Annotated in this window: 25 protein-coding genes; 12 read left to right on the top strand and 13 right to left on the bottom strand. The window is 64.2% G+C overall.

Annotation, left to right across the window (positions count from 1 at the left end; genetic code table 11):
* Positions 1-39: 39 nt before the first annotated feature.
* A complete protein-coding gene (gene phrB / locus V3388_RS08915; protein WP_336367175.1) occupies positions 40-1440 on the bottom strand; it encodes a deoxyribodipyrimidine photo-lyase in 1401 nt (466 codons plus the stop codon).
* Between the two features lie 136 nt (positions 1441-1576).
* On the opposite strand from phrB, the gene V3388_RS08910 reads away from it, so the two are divergent.
* Genes V3388_RS08910 through V3388_RS08885 form a run of 6 tightly spaced genes read left to right on the top strand, consistent with a single transcriptional unit; the run spans position 1577 to position 6232 of the window.
* Positions 1577-2389 (top strand): hypothetical protein, encoded by an 813-nt coding sequence (locus V3388_RS08910; protein ID WP_336367174.1) that lies wholly within the window; start codon positions 1577-1579, stop codon positions 2387-2389.
* A gap of 41 nt (positions 2390-2430) precedes the next feature.
* Entirely contained in the window at positions 2431-3321 is an 891-nt protein-coding gene (locus V3388_RS08905) for a mechanosensitive ion channel family protein (protein ID WP_442915624.1), read from the top strand.
* Positions 3302-3811: an ATP-dependent zinc protease family protein gene (locus V3388_RS08900; protein WP_336367173.1), complete on the top strand. Its 510-nt coding sequence runs from the start codon at positions 3302-3304 to the stop codon at positions 3809-3811. Before V3388_RS08905 ends, V3388_RS08900 begins: the two co-directional genes overlap by 20 nt.
* A complete protein-coding gene (gene rimK, locus V3388_RS08895) occupies positions 3808-4713 on the top strand; it encodes a 30S ribosomal protein S6--L-glutamate ligase (RefSeq protein ID WP_336367172.1) in 906 nt (301 codons plus the stop codon). The genes V3388_RS08900 and rimK overlap by 4 nt, the downstream gene beginning before the upstream one ends.
* Positions 4714-4715: 2 nt before the next feature.
* The gene (locus V3388_RS08890; RefSeq protein WP_336367171.1) at positions 4716-5780 is read left to right on the top strand and encodes a succinylglutamate desuccinylase/aspartoacylase family protein; all 1065 of its coding nucleotides are present in this window, start codon (positions 4716-4718) and stop codon (positions 5778-5780) included.
* A 26-nt stretch (positions 5781-5806) separates the two neighbouring features.
* Entirely contained in the window at positions 5807-6232 is a 426-nt protein-coding gene (locus tag V3388_RS08885) for a secondary thiamine-phosphate synthase enzyme YjbQ (protein WP_336367170.1), read from the top strand.
* Between the two features lie 3 nt (positions 6233-6235).
* Here V3388_RS08885 and V3388_RS08880 read toward each other — a convergent pair whose 3' ends face one another.
* Positions 6236-7288, bottom strand: coding sequence for a threonine aldolase family protein (locus V3388_RS08880; RefSeq protein ID WP_336367169.1), 1053 nt, complete (start codon positions 7286-7288; stop codon positions 6236-6238).
* A 307-nt stretch (positions 7289-7595) separates the two neighbouring features.
* Here V3388_RS08880 and V3388_RS08875 point away from each other — a divergent pair, with 307 nt between their 5' ends.
* The 5 genes from V3388_RS08875 to V3388_RS08855 all read left to right on the top strand — a co-directional run bounded on the left by V3388_RS08875 (position 7596) and on the right by V3388_RS08855 (position 15931).
* Positions 7596-8573 (top strand): TAXI family TRAP transporter solute-binding subunit, encoded by a 978-nt coding sequence (locus V3388_RS08875; RefSeq protein ID WP_336367168.1) that lies wholly within the window; start codon positions 7596-7598, stop codon positions 8571-8573.
* Between the two features lie 93 nt (positions 8574-8666).
* Positions 8667-10853 (top strand): TRAP transporter permease, encoded by a 2187-nt coding sequence (locus tag V3388_RS08870; protein WP_336367167.1) that lies wholly within the window; start codon positions 8667-8669, stop codon positions 10851-10853.
* 87 nt (positions 10854-10940) lie between these two features.
* A complete protein-coding gene (locus V3388_RS08865; RefSeq protein ID WP_336367166.1) occupies positions 10941-12755 on the top strand; it encodes a sensor histidine kinase in 1815 nt (604 codons plus the stop codon).
* Positions 12752-14104 carry a sigma-54-dependent transcriptional regulator gene (locus tag V3388_RS08860; protein WP_336367165.1) on the top strand — a complete coding sequence of 451 codons (1353 nt, stop codon included), beginning with the start codon at positions 12752-12754 and terminating at the stop codon, positions 14102-14104. Before V3388_RS08865 ends, V3388_RS08860 begins: the two co-directional genes overlap by 4 nt.
* A gap of 132 nt (positions 14105-14236) precedes the next feature.
* The gene (locus V3388_RS08855; protein WP_336367164.1) at positions 14237-15931 is read left to right on the top strand and encodes a methyl-accepting chemotaxis protein; all 1695 of its coding nucleotides are present in this window, start codon (positions 14237-14239) and stop codon (positions 15929-15931) included.
* Here V3388_RS08855 and V3388_RS08850 read toward each other — a convergent pair.
* The 9 genes from V3388_RS08850 to V3388_RS08810 form a co-directional block, all read right to left on the bottom strand.
* The gene (locus tag V3388_RS08850) at positions 15912-17861 is read right to left on the bottom strand and encodes an alpha/beta hydrolase (RefSeq protein ID WP_336367163.1); all 1950 of its coding nucleotides are present in this window, start codon (positions 17859-17861) and stop codon (positions 15912-15914) included. The genes V3388_RS08855 and V3388_RS08850 overlap by 20 nt on opposite strands.
* A 157-nt stretch (positions 17862-18018) precedes the next feature.
* Positions 18019-19404 (bottom strand): PhoH family protein, encoded by a 1386-nt coding sequence (locus V3388_RS08845; RefSeq protein ID WP_442915623.1) that lies wholly within the window; start codon positions 19402-19404, stop codon positions 18019-18021.
* Positions 19405-19428: 24 nt separating this feature from the next.
* Positions 19429-19920, bottom strand: a complete 492-nt coding sequence (locus V3388_RS08840) for a CBS domain-containing protein (protein WP_336367162.1) — start codon at positions 19918-19920, stop codon at positions 19429-19431.
* A 40-nt stretch (positions 19921-19960) separates the two neighbouring features.
* The gene (locus V3388_RS08835; protein WP_336367161.1) at positions 19961-20728 is read right to left on the bottom strand and encodes an START domain-containing protein; all 768 of its coding nucleotides are present in this window, start codon (positions 20726-20728) and stop codon (positions 19961-19963) included.
* Positions 20729-20753: 25 nt separating this feature from the next.
* Positions 20754-21005 carry a cell division topological specificity factor MinE gene (minE, locus tag V3388_RS08830; RefSeq protein ID WP_336367160.1) on the bottom strand — a complete coding sequence of 84 codons (252 nt, stop codon included), beginning with the start codon at positions 21003-21005 and terminating at the stop codon, positions 20754-20756.
* Between the two features lie 3 nt (positions 21006-21008).
* Positions 21009-21821: a septum site-determining protein MinD gene (minD, locus tag V3388_RS08825; protein WP_336367159.1), complete on the bottom strand. Its 813-nt coding sequence runs from the start codon at positions 21819-21821 to the stop codon at positions 21009-21011.
* A gap of 62 nt (positions 21822-21883) precedes the next feature.
* Complete coding sequence (minC, locus tag V3388_RS08820; protein WP_336367158.1) at positions 21884-22624, bottom strand: septum site-determining protein MinC; 741 nt, start codon at positions 22622-22624, stop codon at positions 21884-21886.
* On the bottom strand, positions 22624-23010 hold the full coding sequence (locus V3388_RS08815) for a HopJ type III effector protein (protein WP_336367157.1): 387 nt from the start codon (positions 23008-23010) through the stop codon (positions 22624-22626). Before V3388_RS08815 ends, minC begins: the two co-directional genes overlap by 1 nt.
* Complete coding sequence (locus tag V3388_RS08810; RefSeq protein ID WP_336367156.1) at positions 23007-23288, bottom strand: DUF1244 domain-containing protein; 282 nt, start codon at positions 23286-23288, stop codon at positions 23007-23009. Before V3388_RS08810 ends, V3388_RS08815 begins: the two co-directional genes overlap by 4 nt.
* Before the next feature lie 173 nt (positions 23289-23461).
* On the opposite strand from V3388_RS08810, the gene dinB reads away from it, so the two are divergent.
* Positions 23462-24526, top strand: coding sequence for a DNA polymerase IV (gene dinB, locus V3388_RS08805; protein ID WP_336367155.1), 1065 nt, complete (start codon positions 23462-23464; stop codon positions 24524-24526).
* Here the strand turns inward: dinB and V3388_RS08800 are convergent, their stop codons facing one another.
* Together V3388_RS08800 and V3388_RS08795 are read right to left on the bottom strand one after the other, a co-directional pair.
* The gene (locus tag V3388_RS08800; protein ID WP_336367154.1) at positions 24527-25087 is read right to left on the bottom strand and encodes a phosphatase PAP2 family protein; all 561 of its coding nucleotides are present in this window, start codon (positions 25085-25087) and stop codon (positions 24527-24529) included.
* Positions 25044-26261: a glycosyltransferase family 4 protein gene (locus V3388_RS08795; protein ID WP_336367153.1), complete on the bottom strand. Its 1218-nt coding sequence runs from the start codon at positions 26259-26261 to the stop codon at positions 25044-25046. The genes V3388_RS08800 and V3388_RS08795 overlap by 44 nt, the downstream gene beginning before the upstream one ends.
* Between the last annotated feature and the right edge of the window lie 88 nt (positions 26262-26349).

Below are 26349 nucleotides of genomic sequence, written 5' to 3'. Positions count from 1 at the left end.
AGGGCTGCTATCTGCGTGCCTCGGACTTGGGGAGAGTGGTCAGTCCTTCAACGCCTGAAACCGGGCAATCGCTTCCTTTCGGCTTTCTTTCAGATCCACTATCGGGCGTGGATAGCCGCCCGGAATCACCCCGCCTTTGCCCGGATCGTGGATGCGCTTGGCGTCCAGCTTGGCCAATTCCGGCACCCACTGGCGGATGAACGTGCCCTCCGGATCAAAACGCTCGCTCTGGGTGACCGGGTTAAACACCCGGAAATAGGGCGCCGCATCGGTGCCGGTGGAGGCGCTCCACTGCCAGCCGCCGTTGTTGGACGCCAGAAACCCGTCCACCAGCCGGGACATGAAATAGGCCTCGCCCAGGCGCCAGTCGATGAACAGATTCTTGGTCAGGAACATGGCGGTGATCATCCGCAGGCGGTTGTGCATCCAGCCGGTGGCGTTGAGTTGGCGCATGGCGGCATCGACGATGGGCACGCCGGTCCGTCCTTCTTTCCAGGCGTCAAACTGTTCACCGGGCTCGTTCCAGCGCAGGGCTTCGGTTTCCGGTTTGAACGCCCGGTGCATGCTCACCCTCGGGTAGTGATACAGAATGTTCACATAGAAGTCCCGCCAGGCGATCTCGGTAACCCAGGTGCCCAGGCCCTCCTGGTTGCCGCCTTGGCCCTGGGCCTGGCGGGCGGCAATCAGGCACTGGCGGCCGGAGAGCACGCCGTTGGCCAGGTACGGCGAGAGCTGGCTGGTGCCGTCTACCGCCGGGAAGTCCCGCTGGGCCTTGTAGTCGCCGCCGCGCTCGGCCAGGAAGCGCTCGAGCTGGTCATGGGCGGCTGCCTCACCGGTTGGGACCAGTGGCGGCGGAGCGTCGGCAAAGCCCTCCGGCATCGACGACAACTGCTCGGCGGTTACCGGGTCGCCCTGGGCGCCGGGCGCGGGAAACAGGCTGGGGGAGGTGTCGTCGATCCACTGGCGCCAGCGGCGGGAAAACGGGGTGAATACGGAGTAGGGCTCGTTCTGGCCGGTGAGAATCTCCCCCACCGGCGCCACCGTCTGGTCCCGGTATTTGCTCACTGCCAGCCCCAGCTCGTCGGCCCGGGCCTTGAAGGCCTTGTCCCGGCGGCGCTCGTTGACGCCGTATTCCTCGTTGAAGTGCACCCGCTGGATGTCGTGTTTCCGGCAGAAGGCCTCAAGCTCGACCAGGCTTTTGGTGAAGTCGTCCGCTTGCAGGAAGCTCAGGGCGATGCCCAGCTCCGCCAGCGATCGCGCCAGGGCGTTGGCGTGGTCCACCACAAACTGCGCCCGCGCCGGAGACCAGTCGTGCTGTCGCCACTGCGCTGGCGTCACGATGAAACAGGCCCGCACCGGCTCGCCGGATTGGCAGGCCGCCGTCAGGGCCGGATTATCCGCCAGGCGGAGATCGTTTCGAAACCAGACCAGTTGTGTCATGACGTGTCCTTGTACGGGTAAATACCGGGCAGTGGGCTAATAAAATCACTGACTTGTGTATTCGCGGGGCCCGGAGGTTTGGATTATAGTTAACGCACTTTTGCAGCCCGAATACAGCACAGGAGCAGACAGGGGGATGGAGCAGGAATCCGAGAGCCAGCGGGACGGTGTATGGGCCCAGCCTTACGGGCTTGGCTCCGGGGAAACCCAGTTCCACGAGCTCGGCCACGTGCAGCTCTGGGTCACCATGCTGGACATGGAGTGGCAGGTGCGGGTGCGCAACCTGGAAGCCGAGGGCGACCCGTTCAGCTGGATTGAGCGGGTCGGCCACGTGTTGCCGGGGCAGGACGTTCCGCTGCAGCGGTTCATCCGCTCCAGCGACGACGGCGGCCAACTGACCTTTCTGCCGGCGGTGGCGGACCGGCCCACGGTAATCCGCCCGTTCCAGCCACTGACCATTCCGGCGGGTCAGCGCTGCCTGATCTACGTCGGTACGCTGATCTGGATGAAGATCTGCGTGGGCCCCGAGCGGCGGGTTCTGACGGAAGTACCGCTGTCTACGCCGCTGCAAACCTGGGTCGGCCGCAACACGATGGAGGGCGAATTGTGCTACTCCTCATCCACGGTGGCCCGCCTGGTGTTGGAGGCGGTACCCAAGCGGCCCTGGCGGGCGGTCACCCCGGTGACCCTGATCAACCGTGGCACCGGGCCTCTGCTGCTGGAGCGTTTCAGCCTGCCCACGCCGTTGCTGTCACTGCATTTGAACGAACGCGGTCAGCTGTGGACGCCTGGCGTCACGGTGGAATGTGAAACCGACATGAACGCCGCCAGCCTGCGGGTAGACGCCAAGTTGTCGCCGGCCGCCGGCACCTGCCGGAAAGTGGCTGAGGCCCGGGAAAGCCTGTCCCGGGGCCGTCTGGTGCGGGCGTTCGATCGAATCTTTGGCTGACCGCCGTTGCTGGCCGGTCGCGGATCTGAAGGATTACCGTTTTGCTCAACGACATTGAACAAGGCCTGACCGGCGTTTTGGCCGGTATCCCCTGGGCGCAGTGGTTCAGCTCGCTGTTTCTGCTGGTGATGGGGCTGATACTGGGGTCCATTGCGGCCAGAAGCGTGGGCCGGCTGATGGCCGAACGGACCTCCCGTCACCATACCGTGATGGTGCGCCGGCTGGTCTTTTACGTGGTGGTGACGGTGTTTGTGGTGGCCGCCATGCGCGAGGTGGGGTTCTCCCTGGACGTGCTGCTGGGCGCCGCCGGCATCCTGACGGTGGCCATTGGTTTTGCCTCCCAGACGTCCGCGTCCAACATGATCAGCGGCTTGTTCCTGCTGGTCGAGAAACCGTTTGAAATCGGCGACTTTATTGAGGTGGATGCCACCATCGGCGAGGTGGTCGGCATCGATATGCTCAGCGTGAAGCTGCGTACCCCGGACAACCTGTACGTGCGCATTCCCAACGAAACGCTGATCAAGACCCAGGTGGTCAACCGGTCCCGCTTTCCCATCCGCCGGCTCGACCTGGTGATCGGAATTGCTTACGCTGAGGACATCGAGGCAGTCAGCGCTCTGCTGCTGGAGGTGGCGGAGCGCGAGCCGCTGTGCCTCGAGGAGCCCCGGCCGTTTATCCAGGTGACCGGCTTCGGGCCTTCCTCGGTGGACATGCAGTTCTCCTGCTGGGTCGCCCGGGAAAACCTGCTGGAGGGCCGCAGCCGTCTGATGATCAGCGCCAAGCGGGCCCTGGACGAGGCCGGCATCGAAATTCCTTACCCGCACACCAGCGTGTATGCGGGTTCTCACTCCGAACCGTTCCGGGTGCAGTTGCTGGCTCCGGAATCGCCAAACAATAAAAAGGACGCATCGGATGTCGAGCAAGACTCCTGACACGATCACACGCGCGCCAACGCCTGCGGCAAAGCCCGCAACTGCTGGGAGAGCTGCACTCGGCTGGCGGGAGTGGGTGGGGTTGCCGGACCTGGACATTGCCCGCATCAAGGCCAAGATCGACACAGGTGCGCGAACGTCCTGCCTGCACACCTTCCGTACCGAGCCCTACACCGAAAACGGCGAGCGCCGGGTGCGCTTCTGGGTGCATCCGGTGCAACACGATCTGACCCAGGTGGTGGAATGCGACGCCCGGGTGTTGGATGAGCGCAGCGTGTCCGATTCCGGCGGCCACCGGGAGCTGCGCCTGGTGATCGAGACCACCGTGGTGATCGGCCAGCAGGCGTGGCCCATTGAAATGACGTTGACCAACCGGGACTCCATGCGATTCCGGATGCTGCTGGGCCGCACCGCCATGGCGGGCCGCTCCGTGGTCTACCCTGAAGCTTCCTATCTTGCCGGCGAGCCGGTCTTAAGGACTGAACGATGAAGATTGCGGTACTGTCGCGGAACAAGAACCTCTACTCCACCCGGCGCCTGGTGGAGGAAGGGATCAATCGCGGCCATGAAGTGCACGTGATTGACTGCCTGCACTGCTCCATGAACATCACCTCCGCCGATCCCCAGATCCACTACCACGAGGAAATCCTTGGGGAATTCGACGTGGTCATTCCTCGGATCGGTGCCTCGGTCACCTTCTACGGTACAGCCGTGCTCCGCCAGTTCGAGATGATGGGCGTGTTTCCGCTGAATGAATCCGTGGCCATCACCCGCTCCCGGGACAAACTGCGTTCCCTGCAGCTGCTGGCCCGCAAAGGCGTGGGCATGCCGGTGACCGGCTTCGCCAACAAGCCGGACAGCGTGCCGGAGCTGCTCAAGATGGTGGGCGGCGCGCCGGTGGTGATCAAACTGCTGCAGGGCACCCAGGGTATTGGCGTGGTGCTGGCGGAAACCCGCAAGGCCGCCGAGAGCGTGATCGAGGCGTTCATGGGCCTGAAGGCGGACATCCTGGTGCAGGAGTTCATCAAGGAAGCCGGCGGCGCCGATATTCGCTGCTTCGTGATCGGCGACAAGGTCATTGCCGCCATGAAGCGCCAGGCCGCCGAAGGTGAATTTCGCTCCAACCTGCACCGGGGCGGCACCGCCTCGCTGATCCGCATTACCCCGGAAGAGCGGCGCACCGCCATCTCCGCCGCCAAGGCCATGGGCCTGAACGTGGCCGGCGTGGACCTGCTGCGCTCCAGTCGCGGGCCACTGGTGATGGAAGTGAACTCCTCACCGGGCCTGGAAGGCATTGAGGCCGCCACCGGCAAGAACGTGGCCAGTCTGATCGTCCAATGGACCGAGAAAAACTACAAACCCTGGAAAACCCGAACCAAAGGGAGAGGTTAAGCGTGGCCCGAGCCCCGTTCACCATCGCCGGCGTGGAAGTGAAGGCCGGCACCCGCCAGACCGTGGAAGTCCCGGTTGCCAAACTCTACACCCACACCCCGCTGCACATCCCCGTGGAAGTGGTGCATGGTCGCCGCGACGGCCCGGTGTTGATGGTGTGCGGCGCCATTCACGGCGACGAAATCAACGGCGTGGAAATTGTTCGCCGGGTGCTCACCAACTCCGCCCTGCGTTACCTGCGGGGCACCCTGGTGGCGGTGCCCATCGTTAACGTGTTCGGTTTTGTGCAGCGCACCCGCTATCTGCCGGACCGGCGGGATCTGAACCGCTGCTTTCCGGGCAGCGAAAGCGGCTCCCTGGGCGGGCGCATTGCCTACCTGCTGCGCACCCAGATCATGGAAAACGTCACCCATATCATCGACCTGCACACCGGGGCCATCCATCGGTTCAACCTGCCCCAGATCCGTGCCGAGCTGAAAAACCCGGACACCGCGCGCATGGCGGAAGCCTTCGGCGCACCCATCATCATTAACGCCGGTCTGCGGGAGGGCAGCCTGCGGGCCTACGCCGATTCCCTCGATATTCCGGTGATCACCTTCGAGGGCGGCGAGGCCCTGCGCTTTGACGACGTGGTGATCAGCAGCGGCGTGAAAGGCGTGATCCGGGTGATGCGCTCCCTGGACATGGTGCCCGCCAAGAAAGGCCCGAAAGCCCCACGCAAGCGCTCGGAAACCGCCGCCAACTCCCAGTGGGTGAGGGCGGACATCGACGGCATCATGCGCCCGGTGGCCCACCTCGGGCAGAAGGTGCGCAAGGGCCAGCGCCTGGCCATGGTGGCGGACCCGTTCGGCGAATCCGAAACCGCCATTGTCTCGCCGTGCTCCGGCATCGTCATCTGCGTGAACAACCTGCCGCTGGTGAACGAGGGCGAGGCGATTTACCACATCGCCCGGTTTGACGAACTGAGCGAGGCGGAAAAGGCGATGGACTACTTCCGCAGCACCCTGGACACCGAAGCCAGCGAAGCGGTGGTGCCCGTGCACCCCTGGGACGAACTGCAAAAATAAGCGGCCGCCAGGCCTGAGGACCCGCCATGATCTGGCACCAGAACACCATCGAACTGGCCCCGGCATCCCGGGGCTTTCATCTGGTCACGGACCAGATCCTCGCCCAGGCCCCGGAGCTGACCAACTGCGAAGTGGGCCTGCTGCACCTGTTCCTGCAACACACCTCCGCCTCCCTGGCCATCAACGAAAACGCCGATCCGGACGTGCGCGGTGACCTGGAACGTCACTTCAACGTAATGGTTCCGGAAAACGCGCCCCACTACGAACACACCCTCGAAGGCCCGGACGACATGCCCGCCCACATCAAGAGCGTGCTGATCGGCCCGTCACTGATGATCCCGGTAACCCACGGCCAGCTTGCCCTGGGCACCTGGCAGGGGATTTACCTGTGTGAACACCGGGATAATGCCGGCAGCCGGCGGGTGGTGGCGACTTTACAGGGGCGGTGGTAGAGCCTACTGGCGCTGCGCTACCAGCCCCCGCACATCCCCCAGAAACCGATCCACCTGCGCCTCAGTGGTGGACCAAGAGCACATCAGCCGGGAACATCCGCCGATAAAGTTGTAAAAGCGCCAGCCTTTGGCCCGCAGGGCCGCTTGCATGGGTTCCGGCAGGTCTACAAACACGCCGTTCACCTGGCGCGGGTAGCGCAGGGAGACGCCGGGAATGCCGGCCAGGCCGCGCTCCAGGCGTTCGGCGCAGGCGTTGGCGTGGCGGGCGTTGGCCAGCCAGGTGTCGTTGTCCAGCAGGCCGCACCAGGGCGCGGAGATGTAGCGCATCTTGGAGGCGAGTTGGCCCGCCTGTTTGCAGCGCCATTCGAAGTCCTCCGCCAGCGCCCGGTTGAAGAAAATCACCGCCTCGCCCAGGGCCAGGCCGTTCTTGGTGCCGGAGAAGCAGAGCACGTCCACGCCGGCCTTCCAGGTGATCTCGGCGGGGTGAACGTCCAGCGCGGCGACGGCGTTGGCAAAGCGGGCGCCGTCCATGTGGATGTTCAGCCGGTGGCGGGTGGCCACCTCCCGCAAGGCCCTCAGCTCGTCTGGTGAATACACGGTACCCACTTCCGTGGCCTGGGTCAGGCTCAGGGCCTTGGGTTTGGGGTAGTGAATGTCACTGCGTTTGGTCACCAAGTGTTCGACGCTGTCCGGTGTGAGCTTGCCGTTGTCGCCGGTGCCCAGCAGCAGCTTGGCGCCGTTGGAGGCGTACTCCGGGCCGCCGCATTCGTCGGTTTCGATGTGGGCCAGCTCGTGGCAGATCACGCTGTGGAACGATTGCCCGATGGAGGCCAGGGCCAGGGAGTTGGCGGCGGTGCCGTTGAACACGAAGTACACGTCGCAGTCGGTATCGAACAGGGCCCGGAGCTGGTCGGCGGCCCTAGCGGTCCAGGCGTCCTCGCCGTAGGCGGGTTCGTCCATTCGGTTGGCCCGTTCCATGGCCTGCCACGCCTGGGGGCAGATGCCGCTGTAGTTGTCGCTGGCGAACTGTTCTGAATCGGGCGCGGCGTCTGGCACGGGCTGGCTCCTTGTGCGGGTGGTGGTGTCTGGCCGGATTAATCCAACAATCTACCGCCGCCTTCCAGGCGCGCGCAACTCGGGCGACAGGGTGGTGTTCAGATGGGTGGATTTCTACCCATTGCCGGCGTGGGCGCGTCTACGTTTTCACCCATTCTCCGGGGAATGTTTAAGACGTTTTTTGCTAAGTCGCCGTTTTGTAAGTAGTTACCGAAACTGGCCCGGCCCTTGCTCCCGTTTTTGCTCACTGTGGCCCTCCGGCCACGGAAGCACCCGACAAACAAAACGATATCAGGGAGCCCCTTCCATGAAACTGAAACTGATTCTGGCCGCTGTTGCCACCACTCTGACCGTTGCCAGCCCGGCCATGGCCCAGGACCGCGCCGGCTGGCCGGATGCCTTCACCGTGGGCACCGCCAGCCAGGGCGGAACCTACTACGCCTATGGCGCCGGCTGGGCCAACTACATGGCCGACGAGCTGGGCCTGTCTGGCGGCGCGGAAATCACCGGTGGCCCGATGCAGAACATGGCGCTGGTGCAGACCGGCGAAGTCCGCTTCGGCCTCACCACCCTTGGCCCCGCCAAGGAGTCCATGGACGGCAACAGCCCGCTGGCGCCGGGCCTGAAGATGGATAACGTGTGTGCGATGTTCCCGATGTACGAGACGCCGTTCTCCATCACCACCCTGAGCAGCTCCGGCATCAAGAGCATTGAGGACATTCCGGACGGCGCCACCATCGGCTTCGGCCCGGCCGGTTCCACCTCCGATACCTACTTCCCGAAGATGATGGACATCCTGGGCGTGAAGTACGAGCGCCGCAACGGCAGCTGGTCTGATCTGGCCGGCCAGCTCCAGGACGGCTTGATCGACGTGGTCGCGTTCGCGGCGGGCATTCCGATTCCGGCGGTGAGCCAGCTGGAAGTGCAGGCGGACATCAACATCATCGGCATGACCGACGCCCAGCTGAAGAAGGTGACGGACGCGCTGCCGGTGGCCAAGTTCACCATTCCGGCATCCACCTACAAGTCCCTGGACAAGCCGTCCAACGTGGTGTCCATGTGGAACTTCGCCGTGGCCAACTGCGACGTGCCGGACAGCCTGGTGTATGAAATGACCAAGCTGACCATGGAGAACAACAAGAAGATGGTCTCCATCCACAAGGCCGCCCGTAACTCCGTGCCGGAGAACTACAGCAAGAACAACGTGCTGCCCTGGCACCCGGGCGCGGCGCGCTGGTTCAACGAGAATGGCTTTACCATTCCCGCTGACCAGATCAAGCAGTAAGCCGTGTTGATCGGGAGGCCCTTCGGGGCCTCCTTTCGTTGCCGGCTCCTTCCATGACAGGCCGGTACCGGTTCTTTTCGAGCAGGTTGCATCATGACCACTGAATACACTTCGCCTAACGCGCCCCGGGTCACCGAGGACGACGATCACATTCTGGCCCACAACGTGGACGAGGAGCCGGTAGAGCCGAATCGCCGCCTGTATGAGGGCTGGCTACTGAAACTGATTACGGTGCTGACGATTGGTTACTCGTCGTTCCACCTGTATTCCCTGAACATTGAACCCATGGAAACCTGGTCGTTCCGCATCGTGCACGTGGCGGGCGCGCTGATTCTGGGGTTCCTGCTGTACACCGGCGCGCAGTTCGCGTCCGAGGAAAGCGGCGGTATTCGCCACCGCTGGACCACCTGGCTGGCGGCCATTGGCCTGTTGCCGGCGTTGTATTCCCTGTACCAGGGTTTCCACTTTTACCAACTGCTGAACAGCGGCACCATGCGCATCGATCCGGCCGTGGAGACGTGGCAGTTTGGCTGGCCGGTGATTGCGGCCACGTCCCTGGGCATTGTGGTGAGCTGGTTCCACCAGCGCGGCCGGTCGCGGTTCAGCGTGCCGGACCTGCTGCTGATTGTCTGCTCCCTGTCCGTCGCCACCTATCTGCTGGCGGTCTATAACACGCCGCTGCGCATGTCCACGGGCACCTCGTTCGCGCCCATCGGCATTTCGTTTGCCGCCGTCGCCGGCACCGCGCTGATTCTGGAGATGACCCGCCGGGTGGCCGGTATGGCGCTGGTGATCATCGGGCTGGTGTTCCTGGCCTACGTGTTTATGGGCAAGTACCTGCCGGGTTTCCTGGGCTATCCGGGGCTGTCGGTGCAGCGGTTCTTCAGCCAGGTCTACACCGACGCCGGCATACTGGGGCCCACCACCGCGGTGTCGTCCACCTACATCATTCTGTTCATCATCTTTGCCGCCTTCCTGCAGGCGTCCAAGGTGGGGGACTATTTTGTGAACTTTGCCTTTGCGGCCGCTGGCCGCTCCCGGGGCGGTCCCGCCAAGGTGGCGATTTTTGCCTCCGGCCTGATGGGTATGATCAACGGCACCAGCGCGGGTAACGTGGTGTCCACCGGCTCGCTCACCATCCCGCTGATGAAGAAAGTGGGCTACAAGAAGCAGACCGCCGGCGCGGTGGAAGCCGCCGCCTCCACCGGTGGCCAGATCATGCCGCCGATCATGGGCGCGGGCGCGTTCATCATGTCGGAAATCACCGGCATTCCCTACACGGAAATCGCCATCGCAGCGGTGATTCCGGCGATCCTGTACTTCGCGTCGGTCTACTTCATGGTGGACCTGGAAGCCGCCAAGACCGGCATGCGGGGTATGCGCGAGGATGAGCTGCCGAAGATGTCCAAGCTCATCAAACAGTGCTACCTGTTTATCCCCATCATCATTCTGATCGTGGCCCTGTTCCTGGGCTATTCGGTAATCCGGGCCGGCACCCTGGCGCTGGTGGCCTCCACCGTGGTGAGCTGGCTGTCCCCCAACAAGATGGGGCCACGAGGGGTGCTCAAGGCGTTGGACATTGCCTCTATCATGGCGATCCAGATCATCGTAGTGTGCGCCGCCGCCGGCGTCATCGTGGGCGTGATTTCGCTGACCGGCGTGGGCGCGCGTTTCTCCTCCATGCTGTTGGACATTGCCGCCCAGAGTGACCTGCTGGCGCTGATCTTCGCCATGTTCATTTCCATTCTGCTGGGTATGGGCATGCCGACCACCGCCGCCTACGCGGTGGCCGCCTCTGTGGTGGCGCCGGGCCTGGTGGACCTGGGGATTGAGCCGCTGACGGCGCACTTCTTCGTGTTCTACTTTGCCGTGGTGTCTGCGATCACCCCGCCGGTGGCGCTGGCCTCCTACGCGGCGGCCGGGATCTCCGGGGCCAACGCCATGGAAACCTCGGTGGCCTCGTTCCGCATCGGCATTGCCGCGTTCATCGTGCCGTTCATGTTCTTCTACAACAGCGCGCTGCTGATGGACGCGCCCTGGTTCGACATTGGCCGCGCGCTGATCACCGCCACCGTGGGCGTGTACCTGCTGTCGGCGGGCGTGATGGGCTGGTTTGCGGATATCCGGGCCAACTGGCTGGTGCGCATCCTGCTGATCGTCGCGGCGTTGCTGATGATCGAAGGCGGTGGCTGGACCGATCTGGCCGGCATCGTCCTGGGTGGCGTGCTCTACGCCCTCCAGCGTCAGCGCCGGCTGAAGCTGGCGCCGTCAGCGTCCTGATCCGGCCCGGAGCCCGTCGGCCCGGCAACGGCAGTTGTGCCGTGCCGGCGGGCTCGTTAGGCTAGCGGTTTTTCCCGGGCGCACCTCATGTCTGCACGCGTTGGCGTTGTTCTGCTACTGCTGGTCACCCTGGCCGCCTCCTGGAGTCTGGGTGGCTGGGTGGGCTATCGCCAGGTGGAGCAGGAAAGCCTCGAACAATCCTTCCGCTACCGTCAGTTGGTAGCGAACGAGCTCAGCCGTTACCTGCCCATCCCCGAGCTCATGGCCGAACACCCGCTGATGCTGCAGACCCTGAAGAACCCCGACGACCCGGCCCTGATACTTCAGGCAAACCGGCAGATGCAGCGCATGGCGACGATCGTGGGCAGCTCGGATGTGTATCTGATGGATACCACCGGCATGACCATTGCGGCCAACAACTTCCAGCGACGGGACAGTTTTGTGGGCCGGCGTTTTGATTTTCGCCCGTACTTCCGGGATGCGCTGGAAACCGGCGGCTCCGCGGTGTATTTCGCCCTCGGGTCAACCTCCGGTGTGCGGGGGCTGTATTTTTCCCACGCGGTGGGGGACCGCAACGGTGGCATCATTGGGGTGATTGCCGTCAAGGTGCAGGTGGATGATCTGGAGTCCCAGTGGCATCGCCCTGCCGCGCTCGGTGGCGCGGATATGGTGGTGCTGGACGACGCCGGCGTCAGTTTCCTGGCCAGCCGGCCGGACTGGCTGTACCGGGATTTCTCCGGCAACGAACAGGGCGCGCTGCCGCTGGAAGTGCGCCAGCGCTATCCGGACCGAGACCTCACGCCCATGAACATGGCCTGGTTGGGACGCCCCTGGGGCGTCACCGGCTCTTCCGAAACCCTGCGTATCGCGGACAAGGCCGGCACCCGGCAATACCTGAGCGTGACCACCGATCTGCCCCGCCTGGACTGGTCCCTGCGGGTGATGGTCTCCACGGACCGGGTGCTCTGGACCCGCCTGGGCTTTGTGGCCGGCGGCGCGGCCCTGTTCCTGGCGCTGTTGCTGGCCTGGCTGTACCTGCGGGAGCGCTATCGCCGGGAGGCGGAGCTGGCTCAGCGGGGCGAACAGCTGGAGCGCCGGGTAGCGGAGCGCACCGCCGACCTGGAGCGCTCCAACCGGCAGTTGAAAGATGAGGTGCGGGAACGGGAGCGGGCCCAGGAAGAGCTGCGGGAAACCCAGCAGGAACTGATCCAGGCCGCCAAGCTCGCGGTGCTCGGGCAGATGTCCGCCGGGCTCAACCACGAGATGAACCAGCCCCTGACCGCCATCCAGGCCTACGCCCGCAACAGCCGGCGGTTCCTGGAGAAGGGCGCCACTGAGACCGTGGATGCCAATCTGGCCGAGATCATCGGCCTGTGCGACAACATGGCGGAGTTGATCCGCCAGTTCAAGGTGTTTGCCCGCAAGTCCGAGGGACCGCCGGCCACCGTGGATTTGCGGCTGGCGGTGGATGCGGCTCTCAAGATTGTCACTGCCCAGAAGGGCAACGACGCGCTGGACCTGCGCTGGCACCGGCCGGATACCCCGGTCAACTGCCACGGCGATATCCTGCGCATCGAGCAGGTGCTGGTGAACCTGCTCACCAACGCCCTGCAGGCGGTGGAGGGGGTGGAAGCCCCCACCGTGTGCATCGACATCGACGGCGATCCCGCCGAGTGGCGTTGCCGGGTCCGGGACAACGGGCCGGGGCTGCCGGCGGACAGCGAGCAGGTGTTCGAGCCATTTTTTACCACCAAATCCGTCAAGCAGGGCCTTGGCCTTGGCCTGTCGATCTCCCGGCAGATTGTCGACGCCCTCGGCGGTCGCCTGACCGGCCACAACCGGCGGGACGGCCTCGGCGCGGAATTCATCATCACTCTACCCAGGCGGGAGGCCTCCGAATGACCCAACCTTCGGTCGTGTTTGTCGACGACGACGCCCACATCCGCCAGGCCATGGCCCAGACCCTCTCCCTGGAAGACCTGCCGGTGGCCTGCTACGCCGACGGTGCGTCGGCCCTGAAAGACCTGGGGCCGGAGTTCGCCGGCGTGGTGCTGTGCGATTACACCATGCCGGGGATGGACGGCCTGGAACTGATGGCCCGGATCCGGGCGCTGGACGACGCTATCCCGGTGATCATCCTGACCGGCCATGGCGACATCAGCACCGCGGTGTCCGCCATGCAGCAGGGGGCCTACGATTTCATCGAAAAGCCGTTTGATCACGAGGAGCTGATCGAGCTGCTCCGCCACGCCCTGGAAAAGCGCCACCTGGCCCTGGAGAACCGGCGCCTGAAGGCTCAGCTGCGGCAGATGGCCAAGCCCGGCCCCCGCATCCTGGGGGACTCCCCCGCCATGCAGCGGGTGATGGCCATGGTGAACCCGATCATCGACATCTCCGCCAACATCCTGCTGCACGGGGAGACCGGTTCCGGCAAGGATGCCCTGGCCCGTTACATCCATGAGAGCAGCGAGCGGCGCAGCCACAACTTTGTTGCCATTAACTGCGGCGCGGTGCCGGAGAACCTGATCGAGAGCGAGCTGTTCGGCCATGAGGCCGGTGCCTTCACCGGCGCTGAGCGCCAGCGCATCGGCAAGATCGAACACGCCCACCGGGGCACCCTGTTCCTGGACGAAGTGGAAAGCATGCCCATGGCCCTGCAGGTGAAGCTGTTGCGGGTGTTGGAGGAGCAGAAGGTGGAGCGCCTGGGCAGCAACGACGTGCGCGAGGTGGATGTCCGGTTGATTGCCGCCACCAAGGAAGACCTCAAAACGCTGAGCGATGACGGCCGATTCCGGCCGGACCTGTACTACCGGCTGAACGTGGTGAAGGTGGACATTCCGCCGCTGCGGGAGCGCAAGGAAGACATCCCGCTGCTGTTTCACCACTTCGTCCTGATTGCCGCCGCCCGCTACGACCGGGAGAGCGTACCCCTGGACGCCGGACAGGCGGCCGCCCTGATGCAGCGGGACTGGCCGGGCAACGTGCGGGAGCTGCGTAACCTGGCGGAGCGTTACGTGCTGTTGGGGCCGGCGGCCCTGGACGACGCCGGTGCCGGCCAGGCCGCTGACATTTCCGGGCGCCGAACGCTCTCGGAAATGGTGGACGGGTTCGAGCGTTCGGCCATCGTCAGCGCGCTGGACGCCTGCCATGGCAGCATCAAGGACACCATGGTGCAGTTGGGCATCGCCCGAAAAACCCTGTACGACAAAATGAAAAAGCACGGTCTCGATAAAGCCCAGTTCAAGGACTGAACCGGGCCGTCCGTTAACACTTGTCATACAAACTAGGCCGTTTTCCTAATAATAACGGCGGGGGCTTTCCGCTAGGATTGCCGCTCGTTTCGACATACCCAGAATCACTCCAGACGCAGACGACGGTAATCCATGAAGAATCTCACCATCCAAGCCCGAGTGCTTTTGCTGGCCCTGGTGCCGGTGCTGGCCCTGACCGCCTTTCTCACCACCTATAACCTGAACCAGGCGAGCCACATTGGCAGCGCGGCGGTGGACAAGTTTGCCGCCGACATGGAAGCGAGCAAGCGGGATGAGCTGAAGAACTACCTGCAACTGGCCAGAACCGCCATTTCCGACCTATACAACCAACCGGGCTCGGCGGACGACCCCGAGATTCGCCGCAAGGCCATGGATATTCTGCGCAACCTCCGGTTCAACGATTCCGGCAGCGAGGGGTATCTCTTTGCCTACGACACCCAGGGCGTGAACGTGATGCACGGGGTGAAGCCACAGCTGGAAGGCAAGAACCTGTGGGATTTCAAGGACCCTAACGGCAAATACCTGATTCGTGAGCTGATCCAGGCGGCCAAAAACGGCGGCGGCTACGTGGCCTACGGCTGGGAAAACGGCAAGACCGGTAAGGTGGCGCCCAAGCTGGGCTACGCCGAGATGCTGCCCAAGTGGAACCTCATGATCGGCACCGGTTTCTGGGTGGACGGCCTGGAAGGGCAGGTGGCAGACATGGACCAGACCGTCGGTAACTCCCTGAACGAGGCGATCATGGGCTCCATCACCACCTCGGTGATTGCCCTTATCCTGATTGTGCTGCTGGCCCTGTTTGTCGTCCGCACCATCGTGCGGCCGCTGAAGCAGGCGGTCTCGGCGATGCACGACATTGCCAGCGGCGACGGCGACCTGACCCGGCGCCTGGACGTCGACTCCCGGGACGAGCTGGGGCAACTGGCCGGCGCCTTCAACAGCTTTGCTGACCAGGTACACGGGCTGGTAGAGCGCATCCGCGCCTCCGCCGGCACCCTCAATGAGGCCACCGGGGAGCTCAAGCAGGTGATGATCGAGGCGGAGCAGGGCGTCGAGCGCCAGACCTCAGAGAGCGATCAGGTGGCCACTGCCATGAATGAAATGACCGCCGCTGCCCAGGAAGTGGCCGGCAACGCCAGCGCCGCGTCCGACGCCGCTGGCCGGGCCAATGCCCAGGTCAACGATGCCCAGGGGCTGGTGTATCAGGCGACGGACGTCATCGCCGGCCTGTCCGATCAGGTCAGCCAGGGCGTTGGCGTGATCGAACGGCTCGGAGCGGACTCCCGCAAGATCGACAGCGTGCTGGAGGTGATCCGGGAGATCGCCGACCAGACCAACCTGCTGGCCCTGAACGCCGCCATCGAGGCGGCCCGGGCCGGCGAAGCGGGCCGTGGGTTTGCGGTGGTGGCCGATGAGGTGCGCACCCTGGCCAGCCGGACCCAGCAGAGCACGCAGGAAATCCAGAAGACCATCGAACAGGTTCAGACCGGTGCGGACGACGCGGTGCGGATCATCGGTGCCATCAGCGAACGCAGCGAGGCCACCGTGGACGAGACCCGCCAGGTGAGCGAGGCCCTCAAGCGGATTGGTGAGGCGGTGAGCACGATTACCGACATGAACACTCAGATTGCCAGCGCCGCGGAAGAGCAGACCAGCGTCTCCGAGACCATCAACCAGAACGTTCATGAGATTGTGGCGATCATCGAGCAGACCGCCGGTGGCACCCGCCGGGCCGGTGACGTGACCCAGCGGATGCAGACCCTGGCGGCCGAACTGGCCGACCAGGTCAGCCGTTATCGGGTGTAACCAGCGGCGACTGGCCGTCTGAGGACAGCAGCGGCAGGGCAACCGTGCCGCTGACCTGCACCTGCGGCACCGCCAGATCCCGGGAGAAAGCGCCGGCAAAGGTCGGGTGCTGGCCATAGAGCATCAGCACCAGACGGTCGCCCGCGTGCAGCCGCTCGGCGATGCCGGTCATGTCGAGCGAATGTTGCCCCAGCCCTCGCACCGGCTGGACCTGCTCGTCGATCAGCTCCGGCACCAGTTGGCCGCTGCGGATGACGCCCACCCCCACGAAGAAGATCGAATCGCAGGTACCCAGGTGCAGCAGCGGGTCGCTTTCGGCCAGACATTGATCGTCCAGCGCGGGCAGGCCGGTGCTGACGGTCAGCGTGGCTTCCGGAATGCCGGCAATCACGCCGTCCTGGTCCAGGGTGGTCAGCGGTACCAGCGTGGGCGCAACGCCCGCCGCGCCGATGAGAACCGTAGCCGGGGTCTCAAGGCCCGCCACCTGGAACCCGACCGGGTAGCTTGTACCGCCGTAGGTGACGGCCGGCGCCGAGACGGCATCGTCCGGTGACAGGCTGTAGCACACCTGCTGACCGGTGGTGATCACGTTATTCGCGTCCCCCTTGCCCAGCAGCTTCTCGTTGAACCAGGCCACGGTGGCCCGGGTCACGTTGATGTCACCGCAGTTGCTCAGGGCGTTCAGGTCACCCTGGGCCAGCTCGGGCAGCGCGTCGGCGTAAACGCCCAGGTTCTGCAGGGTTTCCTCGATCAGCCCCACGTTCGGCGCCAGGTAATGGTGGCCGAACGGGTAGGTGAGCAAGCGCACGTCGCCGCCCGCCTGCTTGAGGATGCGATAGTTCTCCGCCGCCTCGTTGAACGGGAACAGGTTATCCCGCATGCCCTGGAACATCAGCACGTCCACCGGGTAGGGCGAGCGCGTCGGGGTTTTCACCACGAACCGGCCGTCGCTGGTGATGGGCAGTAGGCTGAGGGCCGGGTCCAGCAGATAGTCATCGGTGTTGCCGCTGTCCAGCAGGGACAGCCCGCGCTCGTTTTGCCAGAAATAAGTCGGACTGTGGTAGCTGAAGAAGCCCAGTGCGTCCTCCGGGAAATAGCCGGTGGTGATGCCGTCCAGCAGGGAGGCCCGCAGATAGGGGTCCATGGAACCCCCGGTACGGGCGTCGCCCATGACCGACAGGGCCGCCAGCCAGTAGTTCTTGGTGACGTTGCCGGGGTTCAGGCTGTAGGTGAGGTCGTGCCAGGTGATTTGCGGCACCATCGCGTCCATCCGACGGTCCGGATCGACGTTGTACAGCAGGTACTGGAACCCACCGCCGTAGCTGCCGCCCACCGCACCCAGCAGCAGGTTGCCGTTGTTGTATTTCAGGTAATCCAGGTTGGCTTCCGCCCAGTCCACAATCTGCACCAGATCCTGGCCGGCGTAGTCCGGGTCCATCACCCGCACCGTGCCGCCGCTTTCGCCGTGGCCCCGCTGATCGATACTGATCACCGCGTAGCCCGCATCGATCAGCGGCTTGATCGGCGCCAGCGGATCGTTGCCGGCCTCGGTGGTCCGGGAACCGCTGAAACCGTGGCCCTGCAGGATCAGAGGATGGCGGGTCTGGCAGTCGAACAGGGTTGGCTCAAACACCTGGAACACAATGGCGGCGCCGTCCACGCGGGAGGGCATCTGTACCCGGTAGCTGCGGCCGCCTTCCAGGTTGGTCCCCTTCTGGCAGGATGCGGCCACCTGTTCGCTGTCGCTGGCGGGCAGGGGGCGCGCTACCTGAACGTCGCCTTCAACGGCGCTCTCCGGCGGCGCGGTGCGGGTGGACGTGGCATCCTGCGCGGTGGGGGCCGTGGCGGAGCTGCCGCCACCTCCGCCGCCGCAGGCGCTGAGGGTGAGGGCGCACGCGCCCGCGAGCAAGACAGAGCTGATGTGGTTCATGGTTGTGCCTGCTTTGTTGTTTTTTGTAACGGTATGTGACGAGAGTCACAGTATCGGCAGGCAACGAAGCAGGCGATGGCGCGCCCGACCGCGGGGTCGGGCACGACGGTCAACGGCAGGGTGCGAAGGCCCTGCCGCTGACCGGTGGTGCAGCGGTTTACAGGTGGGCTTCGGCGTACTCGGCCAGGGGCGAGCGGGGCACGCCCTGCAGGTGCACATGGGCGCCGTGGCGGAAGTCCTTGAAGCGCTCGGTCATGTAGGTCAGGCCGGAGCTGAGGGCGCTCAGATAGGGGGTGTCAATCTGGGCCAGGTTGCCGAGGCAGATCACTTTGGAGCCGTTGCCCGCCCGGGTGATGATGGTCTTGATCTGGTGCGGGGTCAGGTTCTGGGACTCATCGATGATGATCAGGCTGTGCTGGAAGCTGCGGCCGCGGATGTAGTTCAGGGATTTGAAGTGAATGGGCACCTTGCTGAGGATGTAGTCCACGGACGCGGTCATGTTCTCATCGTCCTCGTGCAGGGCTTCCAGGTTGTCCACGATGGCCCCGAGCCAGGGCTCCATTTTCTCCGCCTCGGTGCCGGGCAGGAAACCGATGTCTTCGTCCAGCCCCTGGGTGGAGCGGGTGGCGATGATACGCTTGTACAGCTTGCTGGCCACGGTCATTTCAATGCACGCCGCCAGCGCCAGGATGGTCTTGCCGGAGCCGGCGGACCCGGTCAGGTTGACCAGGTGGATGTCCGGGTCCAGCAGGAGGTTCAGGGCCATGGCCTGGTAAATGTCCCGTGGCACCAGGCCCCAGACTTCCTCGTTCATCAGGTCGTGCTGGTGCAGATCGCGGATGACGATGCGCTGCTCGTCCAGGTCCACCACCTTGCCGACAAAGCCGAGCTGGTCAATCACGAACTCGTTGATGTTGATCTTCGCGAGCCGGCCTTCGCGCTTGAGCAGGTGCTCCGTGGCGCCGGAGCGCTGGACAGTCTCCACCTTCTCGATGGTGTCCCAGAACGAATTCTCGAACTCGTGGTAGCCCTTGGGCAGCAGGTCGATGTCGTCCAGCAACTGGTCGTTGTGGTAGTCCTGGGCCTCCACGCCAAAGCCACGGGCTTTCAGCCGCATGTTGATGTCTTTGCTGACCAGAATGATGTCCCGGGATTTATGCCGGTTCTGCAGGGCCGCCAGGGTGTTGATGATCTTGTTGTCGTTCAGGTGCTGGGGCAGGGAATGGCCGTCCGGCAGCTCGGCGGTCATCAGAATCAGCAGCCGGCCCAGGGGGATGGCCTTTTTGCCGCGCACGATGGGCACGCCTTTTTCGATGTCCTTCGGGCTAGCGTCCCCCAGCAATTTGTCGATGTTACGGATGGCCTGGCGGCAATCGGCCGCCACCGACTGTTTGCCGGATTTGAGGCTGTCGAGTTCTTCGAGGACCGTCATCGGGATGATGACGTCGTGTTCTTCAAAGTTCAGGAGGGCGTTGGGATCGTGGATCAGGACGTTGGTGTCGAGGACGTACATCTTTTTGCGAGCTTGCGGTGCTCTGGGCATAGGGTGCGCTACCTCTCTGGTGGCTCAGGTGCTTCCGGCGCAGCGTTGCGTCAGGTCCGGTTGGGAGATCAGTTTGAGCATGTCGTAGGTGGTGATGATGCCGGTAATCTTTTCCCCCCGTGTGACAAAGATCCGGTGCAGGTGCTCGCGCATCATGGTATCCGCAATGTCCCGCACCGGCGTGGTTTCGCTCACGGAGAGCACGCCCGGGGTCATGATGTCCCGAACTTCCACCGGCACCTTGCCCATTTCCTCGAAAATGGCCATGCGCAGGCGCCGGGCCTCGGCGGCTTCCTCCCGGGTGAGCTGATCGTCCGGTTTGCCCCGGGAGGCGTTCCAGCGGAACTCGGTGATGTCCTTGAGGGTGACGATGCCGATGATCTCACCGCGGTCGTCCACCACCGGACTGCCCGTGATTTCGTTGTCGGTCAGGAAGCGGGCGAGCCGCTCCATGGTCCAGTTCTGGGGCACCGCCTTGACGCTGGGGGTCATGATCTCATGGGCGAGAACGGTCATCAGGCCGGGCGGTCCTCAGTGGGTGGTCGTTGCTGAAAGCTTAGCGTGACTTTGCCGGAGCGTCATCCCCGGATTTCGCCACACCCGCGAGCCGGTCCTGATCGTCCCAGACCAGATGAAATCCCTGGTACTCGGGCTTCTGTGCCAGGGTCTCCAGGGCTTCCATGGAGCGCACCGGAATATCCACCAGGAGGTTGTTGACCAGCCAGCCGGGCAGGGCGCCGTTCGGATCGGTGTGCTGCACCCACACCATGCGGGTCTTGTCGCCCTCGGGGGTAAACCGGTACAGGGTGTCCGACTGGTCCACCCGCACACGGCCGTCCACTTCCGCCCGCTGATCAGGGGTAGCGTTCAGGTCCATGACGACTTCACCGGTGGCCCGGTCCGCGCGGGTGCGGATGTGCAGCACATAGTCCCGGTCTGTCACCGGCCAGGGCATATCGTTCACCGAGTAGGCGTAGCGGTCACGGAACTCGCCGCCACCGAAACCGTAGGATTCGCTGCAGTTGTAGACCCAGTCGACGCAGGAGCGCGGGTTGGCCATCACCGCCATGACATTCTCCAGCGGGGCGTCCAGGACGGCCACCGCCTTAAACGCCTCGAAGCTGGAGCCGGGTTGGGCCACGGTGTAGATGCGGATGTTGCCGGATTCGGTTTGAAGGGCCCAGTCCGGGTTGTTCTCGGCGGGCAGATCCCCGGCCCTGGCCAGGCCGCCTGACACCAGGAAAATGGCGGCCATGCTGGCGAGGGCGGTGCGGGTGAGGCGGAACAGCCACGGTTGGGCAGCGGCCCAGGTGGGAGCGGTCATAGGTTTCATCCCTGAGAAAACGGCATCAACGCTCCGGGAGCGTCACGTTCAGTTCCAGCACCGAGCAGTTGTCGTTACGGTCGACTTCCACCTGCACCATGTCGTCTGAGATCTGCACGTACTTGCGAATTACCGCCAGAAGTTCCTGCTGGAGCTGGGGCAGGTAGTCCGGCTGGTCCCGCTGCCCGCGCTCGTGGGCCACGATGATCTGCAGGCGCTCCTTGGCGACGCTCGCGCTGGCGTTTTTCTTGCTGCGAAAGTAATCCAGAAAGCTCATCCCTCAGCCCCCCTTGAACATGCGAGAGAAGAAGCCTTTCTTCTGCGCGCTCATGAACCGGTGCTCGCGCTCCTCACCCAGCAGGCGGGCGACGGCGTCGTCGTAGGCCTGGCCGGCATCGCTCTGCTCTTCCAGAATCACCGGAACCCCCTGGTTGGAGGCGTTCAGAACCACCTGACTTTCCGGGATCACGCCCAGCAGGGGGATGGCCAGGATTTCTTCGACGTCCGCTACCGAGAGCATCTCGCCTTTCTCGACCCGGGACGGGTTGTAGCGGGTCAGCAGCAGGTGTTCGCGGACCGGATCCTGGCCCATTTCCGCGCGCCGGGATTTGCTCTGCAGGATGCCGAGGATACGATCAGAGTCCCTGACGGAGGAGACTTCGGGGTTGGTCACCACCACGGCTTCGTCGGCGTAGTACAGGGCCATGAGCGCGCCGTGTTCGATGCCGGCGGGGGAGTCGCAGACAATGTAGTCGAAGGTCTGGGACAGTTCGTTGATGACTCGCTCAACGCCCTCCTTGGTGAGGGCTTCTTTCTCCCGGGTCTGGGACGCCGGCAGGATGTAGAGGGTGTCGACGCGCTTGTCCCGGATCAGGGCCTGGTTGAGTGAGGCTTCGCCCTGGATGACGTTGACGAAGTCGTACACCACCCGGCGTTCGCAGTTCATGATCAGATCCAGGTTGCGCAGGCCCACGTCAAAATCGATGACCACGGTCCTGTGGCCACGCTTGGCCAGGCCGGTACTGATTGAGGCGCTGGTGGTGGTCTTGCCAACGCCGCCCTTTCCTGAGGTTACGACAATGATTCTAGCCAAGGTTCAATTCCTGTTTCACAGTGGATTCGTCGTGTTTCCAGCGCCTGTTGTCACCCGGGTGTTCATCCCCGGTTCAGTGGCGTGACCACCAGCAGGTCCTCCGAAAGCTGGATCTGTACCGCCTCTTTCCAGCCGTTGCCCTGCAAGTCTTCGGAGATTTTATAGTGTCCGGCAACGGACACAAGCTCCGCTTCCAGAGACTGACAGAAAATGCGGGCTGCTTCATTCCCCTGGATGCCCGCCAGCGCGCGTCCCCGCAGCGGGCCGTAGACGTGGATGTTGCCGGCGGCCAGGATTTCGGCCCCGGCCTGGACCGGCCCGAGCACCACGACGTCGCCGTCCGGGCAGTGAATCTGTTGGCCTGATCGCACCGGCTGGCTGATCACGCGGGCCGGCGCCGTGGTACTGACCGCCTCGGCTTCGGCCGTCGCCGTGTCCGGTTCGGCGGCAGCTTGCGGAGCACCGCGCTGACCCTGACCGGGGAACAGCGCCAGCGACGCGCCCCGGGCCAGCCGGCGCTGGTCATCGGTGCCGCCGCGCACGCCAATCACGTGAATGTGGTGCCGCCGGCAGGTGCCGATGAGCTTGAAGAAATCCAGTTCGCTGTCGATGCCCTCGTAGCGGTCGAGGGTAATGACCAGCGGAATGTCTTTGAAAAAGCCGGGGGCCTGGCTGATCTTGTCTCGCAGGTCTGCCTCGAACTGCGCGTCGTCGAAAAAGTACAGTTCCAGCGCGGTCAGTGACACGTTGGCGCTTTTCAATTGAAAGCTATGGGTCACTCCGGATGTTGCGGTATCGCTCATTACGGCGTTTCTTCCGTGTTGTTATGGGTGTCCTGGCCGGCTCTGGCCCGCAGGGGTGGCTGGTCAAAGCGCACGCCGGACCAGCCGGTTGCCATGAATTGGCGAATGTTGGCGTGGCTGTCGCCTGTCGGATCGCCGAGCACCTGTTGATGATGCTCGGCGAACAGCCGCAGCGTGTCGGTGTCGTTCAGGTTGCAGTGTTGCCCGAGCGCCAATACGCGGCAGGAGCCTGCGTTGTCGCCGGCGGCGTTGTAGATCGGACCGTTGTGGAACCCGGCCGGCTGATAGTCAAAATACCGATCAATCAGGGCCAGTGTGTCCTGGAAGCGGGCGTGTCCGCCTTTCAGGGATGCCAGATGAATGCGCACGGCCTCGCATACGGTCATGGATTGTGGTCCTGCTTTGGCCCACTTTGGTGCTCCGCCTTCCACTGATCGTAGGGCATGCCGTAGATGATCTCTCGGGCGGAGGGATCATCCAGGTCAAACCCCCGTTCCTGGGCTTCGGCCCGGTACCATTTGGACAGGCAGTTACGGCAGAAACCGGCCAGATTCATCAGATCGATGTTCTGCACATCGGTGCGCTTCTGCAGGTGGGCAACCAGTCGGCGGAAAGCGGCGGCTTCGATGTCGGTGCGATCAGCGTCGGGAATCGGATTGGTCATGGTGCCTCGCAGGGTGCGACGGTGGTTTGGGCTGCCTGACGTTCTCAGGCCAGCCTGACATTTTCGAGCCAAACTGACATTCTCTAGCAAACTGACATTCTCTAGATAGTACCGTAAGATACAAGGCTGTATAAACGTACAGATCGCTAACCCATCATCCCCGCCAAACCGCCATGCCCCAACGCAAGATCATCCACGTGGATTGTGACTGCTTCTACGCTGCCGTGGAAATGCGGGACGATCCGAGCCTTCGGGACGTGCCGCTGGCCGTCGGCGGTGCCGGGGGGCGGGGCGTGGTCACCACCTGCAACTACCGGGCCCGGGCGTTCGGGGTGCGGTCCGCCATGCCGGGCAGCGAAGCCCGCCGCCTGTGCCCGGGGCTGGTCACGGTACCGCCGGATATGGCGAAGTACCGCATCGTCTCCCGCCAGGTGATGACGATTCTGCGGGAACTCACGGATCTGGTGGAGCCGCTGTCCCTGGACGAAGCCTTCCTGGACGTTACCGACGTCAGCGACCACCACGGCAGCGCCACACTGATGGCGAAGGCGTTGCGGGAGCGCGTCTACCGTGAAGTGGGCATCACCATTTCCGCCGGCGTGGCCCCCAACAAGTTCCTCGCCAAGATTGCCAGCGACTGGGAAAAGCCCGACGGCCTGTTCGTGATCACGCCGGACCAGGTGGGGTCCTTCGTGAAGACATTGCCGGTGGAGAAGCTGTTTGGCGTGGGGCGGGTCACCGCCGAAAAGCTGCATCAGATGGGCGCCCAGACCTGTGGGGACCTTCAGGCCCTGGGCGCGGAGGTGCTGGTCGAGCGCTTCGGTAAGCAGGGCTACCGGCTCCATGAGATGGCCCACGGCCGGGACGAACGGTCGGTGGTGGTGTCCCGGGTGGCCAAATCGGTGAGCGTGGAGCGGACCTTTTCCCAGGACCTGCCGGACAAGCGCGCCTGCGAGGCGGTGCTGCCCGCACTGGTGACGGACCTGGCCTCCCGTCTGGCCCGCAAGGCGGGCCGGAAACCCATTCACAAGCTGTTTGTGAAAATCCGCTACAGCGATTTTTCCACCCACACCCTGGAGCGGGTGCGCGAGTCGGTGGCAGAGCCGGCTGAGGCGGATTACCGGCCGCTGCTGGACGAGCTGATGGCGAACCCGGATCGGGCGGTGCGGCTGCTCGGGGTGGGCGTGCGCTTTCGCAACGACGACGCCCCGGTCACACAGTTGCGCCTGTTCGACTGATCAGCCGGCAATCACCGCCGGAAACCAGGCCACGGACAATGCTCCCATCACCGCGCCAATCACCGCACCGGCGATCACGTCGCTGGGGTAATGCAGACCGAGCACCACCCGGGAGGCGGCGACACTGAGGGTAAACGGAAGCACCCACAGGGCAAGCCCGGGGAACGTCAGGCACAGCATGGTCTGGAAACAGGCGGCGTGCAGGGTATGGCCGGAGGGAAAACTGTACCGATCCAGGGGCGGCGTGCCGCACTCGATGGCCGGAAAGGAAATGAACGGCCGTTCCCGGACCAGCCGGTGCTTGAGCGCCTTGTAGGCCAGGGTACAGCACAACCCGGTGGCGGTCATGGCCAGGGCGTGGTCAAGCCCGTTAGACGGTGTCAGCGCCGGCAGCGCGAGAATCAGCGCGTACCAGAACCAGCCGTCGCCCAGGCGGCTGATCAGGCGGAAGTAACCCCGCAGCAGAGGCCGGCGGGTATGCTGGTTGATGGCGCGGCAGAAGCGGTATTCCCGCTGGTCAACCCGGTCGAACAGACGTAACGCTTTGCTGGTGGAGTCCATGGCGGTGTACCTCTGGGTCGGGGTGGAACATCAGGTGTTCGAATCGTTCAATCTGGGTTGGCCAGGTCACGTCCAGGGCATCCTGCCGGGCCCGCCGGCGCAGGCGCTCGAGCAGACTTGGCTGGTCCGCCAGCCGCAGGGCCGCGTCGATGAAGCCCTGGTCGTCGTCCAGCGCCACTTTGATGCCGTTGGCCTCGGTGCGCAGATGCTCGCCGGCGGCCCCGTCGTCAAACGCCACCACCGCCAGGGCGCTGGCCATGGCCTCAAGCACCACATTCCCGAATGTGTCGGTTTTGCTGGGAAACAGGAACAGGTCCGCCGAGGCGTAGTGGCGAGCCAGGTCGTCACCGCGCTGCACGCCGCACAACTGTGCGTGCGGATAGCGCTGCTCCAGCCAGGGGCGCAAAGGGCCGCTGCCCACCAGCACCAGCCGGGCGCGGGGATGGAGGGCTCGAAGGCGTTCGAAGCAGGCCAGGGCCAGGCACAGGTTTTTTTCCTTTGCCAGACGACCGACGTAGAGCACCGCCAGGTCCGAGGGCGCGAGGCCCCAGCTCTCCCTGAGAGCGTCGTCCCGTTGCCGCGGATGGAACCGCTGGCCGTCCACGCCCCGGCTCCAGAGCGTGGCTGAGGGAATGCCCAGGGCACGGACCGTAGCCACCATGCGTTCGGTGGGCACCAGCGTGGTTCGTGTCTGGTTGTGGAACCAGCGCCCGTAGCGTTTGAGCAGCGGCTCAAGGGCCCCAGCGCCGTAATAGCGGCTGTACTGGTCAAATCGGGTGTGAAAGCCGGAGATCACGTACAGCCCGAGAGACCGGGCGGCCCGAACAGCCGCGACTCCCAGCGGGCCTTGTGTTGCCACGTAGATAACGTCCGGTGGGTCCTCAGACCAGCGCCGTCGGAGCAGGCAGGGCAGCGCCAACCCGAAACGCAGATCCGGATAACCCGGCAGGGGCAGGCCTGGCACCCGGACGGTGTCGACGTCCAGGGCGGAGGCCTCGGTACCTTTGGGGCGATTGGGCTGGCGCGGGCGGATGACCGTCACCTGATGACCACGGTCCACCAGGCCGCGGCAAAGATAGCCCAAGGTATTAGCCACCCCATTGATTTCCGGCGGAAACGTCTCGGAAACAATGGTAATGTGTTGCGGGCGCCAAGCGGCCTGTTTGGTTTCCATCACGGCGGTTCCCGTTGTCCTCTGTCGTTTCCCGTCTTCCGGTACGCTTGTTTCACTATGGAAAGCCGGTGTGACAGTCCCGAGACAC

It is taken from the genome of Marinobacter sp. C2H3 (assembly GCF_037080155.1).
In the GTDB taxonomy this organism is placed as follows: Bacteria; Pseudomonadota; Gammaproteobacteria; order Pseudomonadales; family Oleiphilaceae; genus Marinobacter.
This window is presented reverse-complemented; position numbering and strand designations above follow the sequence as displayed.

What these genes read in the sequence shown, in the direction of transcription:
- rimK (WP_336367172.1), top strand. Translation starts at nt 3,808, where the DNA reads ATGAAGATTGCGGTACTGTCGCGGAACAAGAACCTCTACTCCACCCGG.
- V3388_RS08885 (WP_336367170.1), top strand. Translation starts at nt 5,807, where the DNA reads ATGATCTGGCACCAGAACACCATCGAACTGGCCCCGGCATCCCGGGGC.
- V3388_RS08815 (WP_336367157.1), bottom strand. Translation starts at nt 23,010, where the DNA reads ATGACCGTATGCGAGGCCGTGCGCATTCATCTGGCATCCCTGAAAGGC.
- V3388_RS08910 (WP_336367174.1), top strand. Translation starts at nt 1,577, where the DNA reads ATGGAGCAGGAATCCGAGAGCCAGCGGGACGGTGTATGGGCCCAGCCT.
- minC (WP_336367158.1), bottom strand. Translation starts at nt 22,624, where the DNA reads ATGAGCGATACCGCAACATCCGGAGTGACCCATAGCTTTCAATTGAAA.
- V3388_RS08870 (WP_336367167.1), top strand. Translation starts at nt 8,667, where the DNA reads ATGACCACTGAATACACTTCGCCTAACGCGCCCCGGGTCACCGAGGAC.
- V3388_RS08860 (WP_336367165.1), top strand. Translation starts at nt 12,752, where the DNA reads ATGACCCAACCTTCGGTCGTGTTTGTCGACGACGACGCCCACATCCGC.
- V3388_RS08840 (WP_336367162.1), bottom strand. Translation starts at nt 19,920, where the DNA reads ATGACCGTTCTCGCCCATGAGATCATGACCCCCAGCGTCAAGGCGGTG.
- V3388_RS08835 (WP_336367161.1), bottom strand. Translation starts at nt 20,728, where the DNA reads ATGACCGCTCCCACCTGGGCCGCTGCCCAACCGTGGCTGTTCCGCCTC.
- V3388_RS08845 (WP_442915623.1), bottom strand. Translation starts at nt 19,404, where the DNA reads ATGCCCAGAGCACCGCAAGCTCGCAAAAAGATGTACGTCCTCGACACC.
- V3388_RS08875 (WP_336367168.1), top strand. Translation starts at nt 7,596, where the DNA reads ATGAAACTGAAACTGATTCTGGCCGCTGTTGCCACCACTCTGACCGTT.
- phrB (WP_336367175.1), bottom strand. Translation starts at nt 1,440, where the DNA reads ATGACACAACTGGTCTGGTTTCGAAACGATCTCCGCCTGGCGGATAAT.
- V3388_RS08795 (WP_336367153.1), bottom strand. Translation starts at nt 26,261, where the DNA reads ATGGAAACCAAACAGGCCGCTTGGCGCCCGCAACACATTACCATTGTT.
- V3388_RS08865 (WP_336367166.1), top strand. Translation starts at nt 10,941, where the DNA reads ATGTCTGCACGCGTTGGCGTTGTTCTGCTACTGCTGGTCACCCTGGCC.
- V3388_RS08800 (WP_336367154.1), bottom strand. Translation starts at nt 25,087, where the DNA reads ATGGACTCCACCAGCAAAGCGTTACGTCTGTTCGACCGGGTTGACCAG.
- V3388_RS08900 (WP_336367173.1), top strand. Translation starts at nt 3,302, where the DNA reads ATGTCGAGCAAGACTCCTGACACGATCACACGCGCGCCAACGCCTGCG.
- minE (WP_336367160.1), bottom strand. Translation starts at nt 21,005, where the DNA reads ATGAGCTTTCTGGATTACTTTCGCAGCAAGAAAAACGCCAGCGCGAGC.
- V3388_RS08850 (WP_336367163.1), bottom strand. Translation starts at nt 17,861, where the DNA reads ATGAACCACATCAGCTCTGTCTTGCTCGCGGGCGCGTGCGCCCTCACC.
- V3388_RS08855 (WP_336367164.1), top strand. Translation starts at nt 14,237, where the DNA reads ATGAAGAATCTCACCATCCAAGCCCGAGTGCTTTTGCTGGCCCTGGTG.
- dinB (WP_336367155.1), top strand. Translation starts at nt 23,462, where the DNA reads ATGCCCCAACGCAAGATCATCCACGTGGATTGTGACTGCTTCTACGCT.
- V3388_RS08810 (WP_336367156.1), bottom strand. Translation starts at nt 23,288, where the DNA reads ATGACCAATCCGATTCCCGACGCTGATCGCACCGACATCGAAGCCGCC.